Origin of the sequence: Colwellia sp. E2M01, from assembly GCF_018860585.1 — a bacterium.
GTDB lineage: Bacteria > Pseudomonadota > Gammaproteobacteria > Enterobacterales > Alteromonadaceae > Colwellia.
In genome coordinates this window covers 1-11,773 of the sequence record NZ_JAHKPR010000073.1, presented here as the reverse complement: position 1 = coordinate 11,773, position 11,773 = coordinate 1, and the positions used below count along the sequence as shown (strand labels likewise).

At 37.2% G+C, this 11,773-nt stretch carries 10 protein-coding genes; 9 read left to right on the top strand and 1 reads right to left on the bottom strand.

Going from position 1 to position 11,773, the window contains the following annotated elements:
- The first annotated feature begins 259 nt into the window (after positions 1 to 259).
- A complete protein-coding gene (locus KO502_RS14125) occupies positions 260 to 1,141 on the top strand; it encodes a TIGR04219 family outer membrane beta-barrel protein (protein ID WP_216023209.1) in 882 nt (293 codons plus the stop codon).
- Between the two features lie 368 nt (positions 1,142 to 1,509).
- On the opposite strand, the gene KO502_RS14120 is transcribed toward KO502_RS14125, so the two are convergent.
- Positions 1,510 to 1,728, bottom strand: a complete 219-nt coding sequence (locus KO502_RS14120) for an EF-hand domain-containing protein (RefSeq protein ID WP_216023208.1) — start codon at positions 1,726 to 1,728, stop codon at positions 1,510 to 1,512.
- A gap of 264 nt (positions 1,729 to 1,992) precedes the next feature.
- Between KO502_RS14120 and KO502_RS14115 the strand changes: the two genes are divergently transcribed.
- The 8 genes from KO502_RS14115 (at position 1,993) to ribB (ending at position 11,606) form a co-directional block, all read left to right on the top strand.
- Entirely contained in the window at positions 1,993 to 3,477 is a 1,485-nt protein-coding gene (locus KO502_RS14115; protein WP_216023207.1) for an alpha/beta hydrolase, read from the top strand.
- 25 nt (positions 3,478 to 3,502) lie between these two features.
- The gene (locus tag KO502_RS14110; RefSeq protein WP_216023206.1) at positions 3,503 to 4,258 is read left to right on the top strand and encodes an ATP-binding cassette domain-containing protein; all 756 of its coding nucleotides are present in this window, start codon (positions 3,503 to 3,505) and stop codon (positions 4,256 to 4,258) included.
- Positions 4,258 to 5,463, top strand: a complete 1,206-nt coding sequence (locus KO502_RS14105) for an ABC transporter permease (RefSeq protein WP_216023205.1) — start codon at positions 4,258 to 4,260, stop codon at positions 5,461 to 5,463. Before KO502_RS14110 ends, KO502_RS14105 begins: the two co-directional genes overlap by 1 nt.
- A gap of 377 nt (positions 5,464 to 5,840) precedes the next feature.
- Positions 5,841 to 7,100, top strand: a complete 1,260-nt coding sequence (glyA, locus tag KO502_RS14100) for a serine hydroxymethyltransferase (RefSeq protein WP_216023204.1) — start codon at positions 5,841 to 5,843, stop codon at positions 7,098 to 7,100.
- An 865-nt stretch (positions 7,101 to 7,965) separates the two neighbouring features.
- Positions 7,966 to 8,481, top strand: a complete 516-nt coding sequence (gene nrdR, locus KO502_RS14095; RefSeq protein WP_216023203.1) for a transcriptional regulator NrdR — start codon at positions 7,966 to 7,968, stop codon at positions 8,479 to 8,481.
- A gap of 1 nt (position 8,482) precedes the next feature.
- The gene (ribD, locus tag KO502_RS14090; RefSeq protein WP_252730779.1) at positions 8,483 to 9,670 is read left to right on the top strand and encodes a bifunctional diaminohydroxyphosphoribosylaminopyrimidine deaminase/5-amino-6-(5-phosphoribosylamino)uracil reductase RibD; all 1,188 of its coding nucleotides are present in this window, start codon (positions 8,483 to 8,485) and stop codon (positions 9,668 to 9,670) included.
- A 28-nt stretch (positions 9,671 to 9,698) separates the two neighbouring features.
- Positions 9,699 to 10,379: a riboflavin synthase gene (locus tag KO502_RS14085; RefSeq protein WP_216023202.1), complete on the top strand. Its 681-nt coding sequence runs from the start codon at positions 9,699 to 9,701 to the stop codon at positions 10,377 to 10,379.
- A gap of 117 nt (positions 10,380 to 10,496) precedes the next feature.
- A complete protein-coding gene (gene ribB, locus KO502_RS14080; RefSeq protein WP_216023201.1) occupies positions 10,497 to 11,606 on the top strand; it encodes a 3,4-dihydroxy-2-butanone-4-phosphate synthase in 1,110 nt (369 codons plus the stop codon).
- Positions 11,607 to 11,773: the final 167 nt, after the last annotated feature.

Genomic DNA, 11,773 nt, shown 5'->3' with positions numbered 1-11,773 from the left:
CTTTAAATATTTTCCCTTCGCACAGCTATTAATCCAGCCCTTATACTTTCTTACTGAGCTGATAACGACTAATGTTATCTTGTTGATTTATAAGTTGAATAAAATATCGCTCGGTGTAAATATTGTATTTTTAGCTATAATTGAAAATTACATGAATACATATATGCAATCTATTATGGTATCAAAATAGAGAAAGTCAGTTAAATAGGTTAATTGCTTATTTGTATGTAAGGCGGAGACGCAACAAGGATGATATTTTATGAATAAGTTAATTTTTTCAACGATAATTACAGCATTATTTACAGTTAACGCACAAGCCGCTTTTACTTTCACTCCGCAAGAAAATAATACGGTTGGATTATCTCTGGGCGGCCAATTCTGGCAAAGTCAAGCAACCGGCCTTTTTGGGGAAAACAATAACCTCATTGATTTTAATTTAAAAGAAGCGCTACAAATTAACTATTTTGTTGCCATTGAGCACCCTTATTCTTTACTTCCTAATATTCGTATTGCAAATACTTCGCTAGATACCACAGGTAAAACGACTTTAACGCAAGCGTTTAGCTTTGATGGTGAGCCCTTTGCTATAGGTGATGAGGTTAATGCTAGTTTTAATGTCAGTTATATTGATTACACCTTATATTACGAATTGTTTGATAATGAGCAATTTTCTTTTGATTTAGGATTAAGTGCGAGAGATTTTGGTGGTGGTGTCACAGTGGCCGGCCCACCAATTATAGAAGATGGTGAACCTGACAGAACTGATTGGCATGAGTCATGTTATGACGAAAACGGTGATCTAAAAGGGGATTGTTCGCTAGCATCAACCTCACGTTCTGTTACTCCTACAGGCAAAATAAAAACTGATGATATTGTGCCTATGCTTTATATGGCTACCAACATTGGCTTACCATTAACAAGGTTAAGCGTGTTTGCCCAAGCTGATCTGTCATTGACAGATGAACACTCACTTTCAGATTATCAAGCGGGTTTTAGCTATGATCTTATTCATAACAGAACGGGCAAGTATAACCTGACTTTAGGGTATAGGGTGGTGAATATGGCATTTACAGATATTAATAATCTATATACAGAACTTGATTTTAAAGGTGTTTTTGTTGGTGTTATAGGCCATTTTTAAAATCAATTAGTAGACTAAAGCAGCAACTAGATAAGTGTAAGTTGTGGTATTCAATTATTCGTTACTTTATTTTCAAATCATTATGACAGCGCATATTGATGGCGTATTACACGACAGATCAAACATACCAATAAATCATTAAAAAGTGGCAAGTCTCGCCATTTAAAACAAATAACTGCCAAATTGCGTGGATATAAGGCTAAAGTAATTTTAGCCTTGAGATAGGCAAGCGCATTTAGATGTGGTGTAAGTGCGGTTTAATGTTTAAATTTAAGAAGTTTAAGTTCGATATGATTATTATATTCTTACTTATAGGTAACTTAAAAAATATCCATTTATAACGTACTAAAGTAATCAGTAATCAAGCACTAAAGTGCTAAATCAATCACCATGTCTTTTAACTCATCTTTAGAAATAGAGTTACTGTGATTTTTATCAAATTGATTAAAAATGGTTTCGCACATACGAATACCTTTGTCTTGCAATAAAACATCAATTAACTCTACAAATTCTGAGCGATTAATTTGTCCATCTTTATCTTCGTCAAATACTTCGAATAACTCATCGACCCACTGATTTAATTCCATATGTAATCCAACCTACAAATTTTAAAATATAATAAACAGACCTTATCCCTTATTTGAGCATTTGGGAATCGCTATTTAATTTTTTTTCAATGCCTTAATAAAAAAATTCACTTTAAATAAGTTATCGATTGTTTATCAGTCAGTTAGCATTGATATTTTTTATTCTAATTTAATTTTAGCTTTATTAACTTTTTAGGCAAGTTTTCTGTAATAATTTGTTCATTAAATCTGATTAATGAACAAATGTTTGATTGAGCACAAAGAATGATATTACAGTGGAAAATAATTAAAGTATTGGTGTACTCGTTAGTTGTCGTAATACTTCCGATAGGAGCAATTACGGCGGCATTTGCAAATCATGCGTTAACACTTGAAAGTTGTCATTTAGGTGAAATTCGTACGCAAGTAAAGTGCGGTAAACTTGAAGTACCCGAAAATTACAACAAACCTAATGACGCTAAAATTCTAATTAATGTAGCGGTATTGCCAGCCATTGATAATAGTGAATATAAAACACCGTTAATGTTTTTGGCGGGTGGTCCAGGACAAGCGGCAGTTGAGTTAGCAACTAGCTTGAATCAAGTTTTTAGAGAAATACGTAAAACACGCGATATTATTTTAGTGGATCAACGCGGTACTGGTGAAAGCAGTGCGTTAACTTGTGACTTTGAAGCGATGAATAATGTTTATAGTTCATTACCTGATGAGTTAACGCCAACCGAAATAAAAGATTGTATTGCGCAGTTTACTGGTGATGTTGCTAAAGGTGTTGTTAAAGATTTAAGCCAATACAATTCTGAAAATGCCATTCGAGATTTTGATGCAATTCGCGCCGCACTTGGTCATAAAAAAATAAATATTTACGGTGGCTCTTACGGTACACGAGCAGGGTTAGTATTTATGCGCATGTTTCCTGAATCACTCGACAGTGTAATTCTTGATAGTGTGGGTCCCGTTGAAGTGCCTATTGGGCTGTTTGGTCAAAGTGGCGCGAGAGCTTTTAACTTGTTACTTGAAAATTGCAATAAGAATGAATCATGCCATAAAGCTTTTCCTGATTTAGCAGAAGAGTTTCAAGCCGTGAAAGCACGATTAGCCAAAAAGCCTGTCACTCTTGATATTTTACACCCTCGTTTAGGTACACCAACAAAGTTAGTACTTGATGACACTAAGTTTACCGGTAATTTACGTTTTCAATTGTATAGTATGCGCGGGCGCTCAATGTTGCCGTTAGTGATCCATCAAGCTTTTCTAGGTAATTATCAACCATTGATTGGCTTAATGGCGCAAAATGAAGGCGAGCAAATGGTATATACCGGATTACTCTTTAATATTGTGTGTAACGAAGATATGCCAAGAGTGTCAGTAAAAGATAAAGTCGCAGATGCGAATAATAATTTTGACGGTAACAATAGTCAAAAAGCATGGCATATGGTTTGTCCGTATTTTCCAGAGTATCGACCTAGCGAAGCGTTTTACCAAAGCGTAACTGCTGATATTCCTACTCTTATTTTATCGGGTAATTTAGATCCGGTAACACCGCCAAGTAATGGTGAATATCCTGCAAATTCGTTACCTAATAGTCATCATATAATTGTAAAAAGTGCGTCGCACACGGTGGCAATGAGTACTTGTGCTAATAAATTGGTGAATGAATTTTTAAATAGTAAAGTGCCTAATAAACTCGATGAGTCATGTTTAAAAGATATTCCCCAAGAGGTATTTATGACCAGTGTTAATGGTATTTAGTAAGTTATTTAGTGAGAGCATAACGATGATTGAAGTTAATAATTTACATAAGTCTTTTATCGATAAAAAAGATAAAAACAACACAGTTAAAGCCCTTGATGGATTGTCATTTACCGCAAAAGATGGCGAAATTACTGGCATTTTAGGACCGAACGGCGCAGGTAAAACCACTTGTTTACGTACACTTTACGGATTACTTTGTGCTGATGAAGGCTTTGCCACCATTGATGGTATTAGTGTTACCGAAAAGCCATTAGCTGCGCGTGCTAAACTGGGTATTTTCCCCGATAAATTTGGTTTGTATGAGCGTTTAACTGCTTATGAACAAATTGATTATTTTGCCAGCCTACATGGTTTATCGGGACAAACCAAAAAACAAGCAATTGCTCAAGTGATTGAAGATTTAGATTTAAGTGATTTAGCGCATCGTAAAACGGTGGGCTTTTCGCAAGGTCAACGGATGAAAGTAACCTTAGCGCAAGCACTCGTTCACCAGCCGCAAAATTTTGTACTTGATGAGCCAACCCGTGGCTTAGACGTAATGAGTACTCGTATATTACGTGATTATCTTGCTAAGTTTAAAGCGAAAGGGCACTGTATTTTATTTTCATCACACGTAATGCAAGAGGTTGCCGCACTGTGTGACAGAGTGATTATTGTTGCTAATGGTAAGCTTGCCGCCCAAGGTACGCCGCAAGAGTTATGTGATTTAGCAGGAGAGACTAACCTTGAAGATGCCTTTGTGAAACTCATTGGTACGGACGAAGGAGTTGCAGCTTAATGAGCCATTCTTCAACCGTTAACTCAAGCATGAACTTATATTTATACCAGTTAAAGTCACTTATTTTAAAAGAATACAAAGAAGCTTTTCGAGATAAGCGAGCGTTAATAGTAGCGCTGATGATGGCATTTATGGCGCCAGTAATGATTGTGCTGATGTCAAAAATAACCATTGAAAAACTGATTGATGAGCCGCCTATTTACGTAAACTTTAATGGTGCAGAATACGCCCCTAAATTAATGGAATACTTTGCGGATAATAACCTGTTAAGTCTTGCTGATGTACCTGAGGGGGATAAAGCAATATGGCAACAACGTAATATTACTGTAAATATTCCAATAGATTATGAAACCGATATGGCACAAGGGCGGCCTATTAAACTCTATTTACAAGCTGACTTTACTGACAAAGCGGTTGGCTCGCCAGTAAGACGTATTAATAATGCGGTGCGCTCATACTCGTTAAATATTGGTTATAAACGTCTTTTGTTACGTGGTGTTGATGTTCGTTTGTTAAATCCAATTACCTTAGTTGAACAAGACACCTCAAAACCTGATGCAACCTTTATGCTTATTTCCATTATGCTCGGTATTTACTTGATGCTTGCCGCTTTTATGTCGGGGCTTTCGGTGGCAATAGATTCAAGCGCTGGCGAACGAGAACGTAATGTATTAGAAATGCTCTTGTGCCAACCGGTAAGTACTTTACAAATAGTGCTAGCAAAGTTAATTAGCGCATCAACCATTTCTATTCTTGGTATTGTGCTCGTGTTAGGTCTTACTTCGTTATCTGTTGGTTTTGTCGATTTAACTAAAATAGGCGCAACCTTCACCCTTGATATCAGCACATCATTAACTCTATTAACCTTACTATTGCCTATTTGCTTTTTTGCTTCAGCTTGCCAATTATTTGTAGCATTTCAAACTAAAAGTTTCAAAGAGGCGCAGTCAACGGTGAGTATTCTTATTGGTATTCCAGCATTTATACCATTTGTTGTTTCGTTGATGGATGACAGACCAGAGTGGCTTAATTGGTTACCTGTGGCGGGTCAATCAATGATCATTGAAAACATTTTTAAAGGAGTAGAAGTTAATTGGCTAGCTTTTATTGCAACTAGTGTTGTGACAATTACTATCACAGTTGTACTTGTTTTAGCTTTAGCTAAAAAACTGAAGTCTGAAAAAGTGGTAATGGCGCTTAGTTAACGCTTAGTTAAAGTTTAGCTAAACGATTAATTCATCAGTACATGAATAGCTTTCATTGTACAAAATCGTCACTTTTACTTATTGTTTGCTGACCTTTATACCCGTTCCTGCTGAATCATGCATCTTCAAGTAGAGTGGGTATACCAATATGTTTCGCTTGATAAAAAAAATAATTTCTCGGTTAAGTGTTAGTGCTTAACCGTTTAGCTATAAATCAGTGCTAAATGCACTAACGCCAGTCTTTTTTACCGTGTACAACTAGGCAAAATTCAGGCAAAATACCGCCATTAATTTTTGTGTGTCTGAGTAAACTGTTTTAATGCAGTTAATTTAGACATAGTTTGCAGCCTTGGGCTGAAATACTTAAGGAATAAACCATGTTTACTCGTGATATGAATATCGCTTCTTTTGATCCAGAGTTAGCTGAAGCAATCGCTAACGAAGTTGTTCGTCAAGAAGAGCACATCGAACTAATTGCTTCTGAAAACTACTGTAGCCCTCGTGTTCTTGAAGCACAAGGCTCACAGTTAACTAACAAATACGCTGAAGGTTACCCAGGTAAGCGTTATTACGGCGGTTGTGAGTTTGCTGATATTGCTGAGCAATTAGCAATTGACCGTGCAAAAGAATTATTTGGCGCTACTTACGCAAACGTGCAACCACATGCGGGTTCTCAAGCAAACTCTGCAGTCTTCCAAGCATTAGTTTCTCCAGGCGGTAAAGTGTTAGGCATGAGCTTAGCGCACGGTGGTCACTTAACTCACGGTTCAAGTGTAAGTTTTTCTGGTAAGTCTTATGAAGCTTTTCAATACGGTTTACACCCAGAAACTGGCGATATTGATTACGAAGAACTAGATCGTTTAGCACAAGAACACAAACCAGAAATGATTATTGGTGGTTTCTCTGCGTTCTCTGGTGTTGTTGATTGGGCGCGCATGCGTAAAATCGCAGACTCAGTTGGTGCATACTTCTTCGTAGATATGGCTCACGTTGCTGGTTTAGTTGCTGCAGGTTTATACCCTAACCCTGTACCACACGCACACGTTGTTACTACAACTACACATAAAACATTAGCTGGCCCACGTGGCGGTTTAATTATTTCTGGCTGTGATGACGAAGCTGTTTACAAAAAACTAAACAGTGCTGTTTTCCCAGGTGGTCAAGGTGGCCCATTAATGCACATCATCGCTGCTAAAGCGGTTGCATTTAAAGAAGCTTTACAACCAGAATTTAAAGTTTACCAACAAGGTGTTTTAGACAACGCTAAAGCAATGGTAGAAGTATTACAAGAACGTGGTTACAAAGTAGTATCTAACGGTACAGATAACCACTTATTACTGCTTGATTTAATTGATAAAGATATCACAGGTAAAGATGCAGATGCTGCATTAGGTAAAGCGCACATCACAGTTAACAAAAACTCTGTACCAAACGATCCACGTTCTCCGTTTGTTACTTCAGGTTTACGTTTAGGTACACCAGCAATCACGCGTCGTGGTTTTGGTACTGCAGAAACTAAAGAGTTAACTACTTGGATTTGTGACATTCTTGATGATATTGAAAACGAAGAAGTAATTGCTCGTGTTCAAGGTCAAGTTACAGCACTTTGCGCTCGTTTCCCAGTATACGAAAAGTAAATATTATCTTGTCGTTGTAAAGAAAAATTTAGGTATCAAAAGTACTCACAAATTCTTCGGGAAAGAATTTGCACAGTCGAAGACTGACCTGAAAGGCGGAGTACAGGATGTACGGAGTATTGACTAGCGTCAGCTCCGTGCTTTTTCTTTTAAATTTTCCCGTACAACTTAAAGATAACATCTACTGATATGAATGAATTGATATAAGTTTAACGTCATTCCCGAAGTATCTTGTCGGGAATCCAGATTTAACTTAATCACTTATTCATATATAAAATGGTCGCCTAGTGCGACCATTTTTGTTTCTAAAGATTGAAGCTAATAAAATCCGAAATTATATTGTAGACTGGTAGGTGGATATTTTATTTAAAACTCCCCCAAAGTGTTGTATTTAAAAGTAAACACTAGACACCCAACAAGCACCAAGACTGCTTGGCTCAAGTACCGTAATGAAAAAGTCATATTCACGTATGTTCATCATGGATGATGAACAAAGCGATGTAGGGCATGGATGCCCGTTCAGCGCTGTTACGTCGAAAATATGATTTTGAATGTAGGATAATACTTGAGCAGCAGCTCCGAGGGAGTCAAAAGGCAGGGTAAAAGCGGAGGTTGTATCCTTTCTCTTTCTTGGTGTCGTCGCCACCGCGACACTGTAGAATTCAAGAATAGTAAATTAGAATGTAATCTCTAAAAGTACAAAAAATTGTGAGATATCGGTATTTCAATCCTTTAAATCGTCTTTCCCGAAGTTTCTTGTCGGGAATCCAGTTTGTTTTAGCTTAATAAGTTGTTTTATATTAAAATACTGTTCTTGAACGAACCCCTTTGTTCGTAATTAATATTCTTATTTCACAGGTTTACTATGTATTGTCCTTTTTGTGCGGCTACTGATACTAAAGTTATTGATTCTCGCTTAGTGGCAGATGGCCATCAAGTACGTCGTCGCCGTGAATGTTTAGTTTGCCATGAGCGCTATACAACTTTTGAAAGTGCTGAATTAGTGATGCCGCGCATTATAAAACGTGATGGCAGCAGAGAGCCTTTTAATGAAGATAAAATGCTTTCAGGTCTAACTAGAGCGTTAGAAAAACGTCCGGTCAGTACAGAGCAAATTGAGTTAGCAATTAATAAATTAAAATCACAAATGCGTGCCACAGGTGAGCGAGAAATTACCAGTGAAATGCTCGGTGATTTAATTATGGCGCAATTAAAAGAGTTAGATAAAGTTGCTTACTTACGTTTTGCCTCGGTTTATTTATCTTTTGAAGATGTGAGTGAATTTGCCGATGAGATAGCTCGTTTAGGTAAAGAAAAAAATGGTAGAGGCAGACAAGCAAGACAAGTTAAACAAACAAAAACTGTAAAAGCGACTAAATAACATGACAGTTAATACGCCAACTAACGCTCAAGGCTTTACTACTGAAGATAAAAAATTCATGGCGCGCGCTATTGAATTAGCGAAAAAAGGTCATTACACAACATCTCCAAATCCTCGTGTCGGCTGTGTGTTAGTTCATTACGAAAATGGTGTTGGTAAAATTATTGGTGAAGGTTTTCATCAAAAAGCAGGGCAGGGACACGCCGAGGTTAACGCCCTTGCTGAGGCTAAAAAAAATAATCCTACACTAATCAAAGGCGCTACCGCTTATGTGACTTTAGAGCCTTGTAGTCACTTTGGCCGCACACCTCCTTGCGCTAAAGCCTTAGTTGATGCACAAGTTAGCCATGTTATTGCCGCTATGGTTGATCCTAATCCACAGGTTTCTGGTAATGGTTTAGTGATATTAGAACAAGCAGGTGTAAAGGTACAATCTGGCTTATTTGAAGCAGAAGCAAACGCACTTAATGTTGGCTTTATTCATAAAATGGTTCATAACTTACCTTATGTGCGCTGTAAACTAGCGGCGAGCCTTGATGGTAAAACCGCTATGGCGAGTGGTGAAAGTAAATGGATAACAAGCTGTGAAGCAAGACAAGATGTTCAGCGTCTTCGTGCACAAAGCTGTGCAATCATATCGGGCGCAGACTCTGTTATTTTTGATAATGCTAAAATGAATGTGCGTTGGTCTGAACTTGGATATTTAGCAGCAGACTACCCTGAAGATACAATACGCCAACCGCTCCGTGTTGTTATTGATAGTCAAAATAGATTAACACCTGATTTAGCCTTATTTGAACATGAGTCGCCAGTATTGATTATTAGCGCTAACATTAGTGATAATAAGGTTGAAAATGCTCAACAATGGCCGCATTTTGTAGAGCATGTACAGTTACCTTTAACTGATAAGTTGAAAATAGATTTAAAAGCGTTATTAACACATTTATCAAGTTTAGGGCTTAATGATGTATTGATTGAGTCAGGTGCTAAATTAAGCGGCGCTTTTATTGAACAGAATTTAGTTAACGAATTAATTCTTTATCAAGCGCCCAAGTTAATGGGCAGTGATGGTAAAAGCTTAGTGGCTACGCCATCAATATTAAAACTTGAACAAGCTAAAGCACTTACAATAAAAGACATCTCAATGGTTGGTAATGATATTCGTATTACCAGTCAATTTTCAAAATAAAATTGAGACAAATTAAATAGGCAAAACTATGTTTACAGGAATTATCGAAGCCGTTGGTAGTATTAAAGCTATCAATGTTAATGCACAAGGCGCACGCTTAGTTATTGATACTAATAACTTAGATATGAGCGATGTAAAATTAGGTGACTCTATTGCCACTAATGGTATTTGTTTAACCGTTGTTGACTTTAACAGTAGTCAAAACAGTGGTAGTTATAGTGCTGATGTTTCGAATGAAACTTTGCAACGTACAGGTTTTGCAAATTATAAAGTGGGCAGCAAAGTTAATTTAGAAAAAGCCATGCTTGCCAGTACACGCTTTGGCGGTCACATGGTCTCAGGTCATGTTGACGGTGTTAGTGAAATACTTGAAATTAACAACAACGGTAACAGCATTGAATACTGGTTAAGTATGCCAAGTGATTTAGCGCATTATATTGCTGAAAAAGGTTCGGTGACTATTGATGGTACAAGCTTAACGGTTAATGCTTTATCGGACAGCGGCGGTGCAGGTAAATTTAGATTAACCATAGTGCCGCACACTGTTAAAGAAACTATTTTCGGAGACTACAAAGTAGGCACTAAAGTAAATATTGAAGTGGACCTAATCGCTCGTTATTTAGAGCGCTTGTTAACGAAAAAAGATGCAACAGCTACAATATCGAATGTTAGCGAATCTATGTTATTAAAAGCTGGTTTTATTAAATAAACAGCCATATAAATATGTACAATAAACAAAATCTTAAATCATCATACAATTTACTCATCATAGTAAAATAAAGAGTAAAAGACAGGCTAACCTTAGTTAGTCATTAAAGAGGCCGAAATGAATTTAAATACCCCGCAAGAAATCATCGCAGATATCGCTTTAGGTAAAATGGTGATTTTAATGGATGATGAAGACAGAGAAAATGAAGGTGACTTCATTATGGCCGCTGAAAAAGTAACGCCTGAAGCGATTAACTTTATGGCAACTCATGGTCGTGGTTTAATTTGTATGCCAATGAGTCGAGAAAAAGCTGAAATTTTAAAACTTCCATTAATGGTTGATAAAAATGATGCACAGTTTAGTACTAACTTTACGGTATCTATTGAAGCCGCTACAGGCGTAACTACGGGGATTTCGGCTGCTGATCGCGCAACTACCGTATTAGCTGCAGCAAATAAAGATGCTACTCATCTGAGTATTGTGCAACCAGGTCATATATTCCCATTAATTGCTAAGGATGGCGGCGTGTTAAATCGTGCAGGTCATACTGAAGCAGGGGTTGATTTAGCGCGCATGGCAGGCTTTGAAGCAGCGTCTGTTATTGTTGAAATTTTAAATGAGGACGGCACCATGGCGCGTCGTCCAGATTTAGAAGTTATCGCCAAAAAACATGATATTAAAATGGGTACTATCGCCGACTTAATTGAATTTAGAAATGCTAATGAAACCACCATTGAACGTGTTTCTCAATGTAAATTACCTACAGATTTTGGTGAGTTCGACTTAACTGTATTTAAAGATACCATTGATGGTCAAGCACACTTTGCTTTAACCAAAGGTGAAATTAAAGCAGAGGAGCCAACCTTAGTACGTGTTCATTTAGAAAACACTTTCAGAGACCTATTATTTAGCCAACGCGAAAGTGTAGCAACTTGGCCTATGGCAAGCGCCTTAGAAAAAATAGGCAAAGAAGGTGGCGTATTGGTGTTATTAGGTAAGCATGAGTCTCCAGCGCAACTTATTAGCTTAGTTGAAAAGTATGCGAAACTTGATGCTGGCGAATCAGTAAAAGAAGTTAACCGCCATATTGGCTCACGTAATGTGGGAGTTGGCTCACAAATATTAGCTAACTTAGGCGTAAGTAAAATGCGCTTGCTTAGCTCTCAAACTAAGTACCATTCTTTATCAGGCTTCGGCCTTGAAGTGGTCGAGTATATTGCAGACTAACTTTACTTATATTGTTTTATAAAAAAGCACTTGGATTTAAATGATACAAAGCAATTTAGGAAACTAAATTGCTTTTTTGTTAATAGCCTTTCTTATTGAGGTATATCTCCCCTATTTTCCAAACAATTGTATTTAATCTGCTCTCGGTTTAATAATACCAATTTGAT

What these genes read in the sequence shown, in the direction of transcription:
- KO502_RS14105 (WP_216023205.1), top strand. Translation starts at nt 4,258, where the DNA reads ATGAGCCATTCTTCAACCGTTAACTCAAGCATGAACTTATATTTATAC.
- ribB (WP_216023201.1), top strand. Translation starts at nt 10,497, where the DNA reads ATGAATTTAAATACCCCGCAAGAAATCATCGCAGATATCGCTTTAGGT.
- KO502_RS14110 (WP_216023206.1), top strand. Translation starts at nt 3,503, where the DNA reads ATGATTGAAGTTAATAATTTACATAAGTCTTTTATCGATAAAAAAGAT.
- nrdR (WP_216023203.1), top strand. Translation starts at nt 7,966, where the DNA reads ATGTATTGTCCTTTTTGTGCGGCTACTGATACTAAAGTTATTGATTCT.
- KO502_RS14115 (WP_216023207.1), top strand. Translation starts at nt 1,993, where the DNA reads ATGATATTACAGTGGAAAATAATTAAAGTATTGGTGTACTCGTTAGTT.
- KO502_RS14085 (WP_216023202.1), top strand. Translation starts at nt 9,699, where the DNA reads ATGTTTACAGGAATTATCGAAGCCGTTGGTAGTATTAAAGCTATCAAT.
- ribD (WP_252730779.1), top strand. Translation starts at nt 8,483, where the DNA reads ATGACAGTTAATACGCCAACTAACGCTCAAGGCTTTACTACTGAAGAT.
- KO502_RS14125 (WP_216023209.1), top strand. Translation starts at nt 260, where the DNA reads ATGAATAAGTTAATTTTTTCAACGATAATTACAGCATTATTTACAGTT.
- glyA (WP_216023204.1), top strand. Translation starts at nt 5,841, where the DNA reads ATGTTTACTCGTGATATGAATATCGCTTCTTTTGATCCAGAGTTAGCT.
- KO502_RS14120 (WP_216023208.1), bottom strand. Translation starts at nt 1,728, where the DNA reads ATGGAATTAAATCAGTGGGTCGATGAGTTATTCGAAGTATTTGACGAA.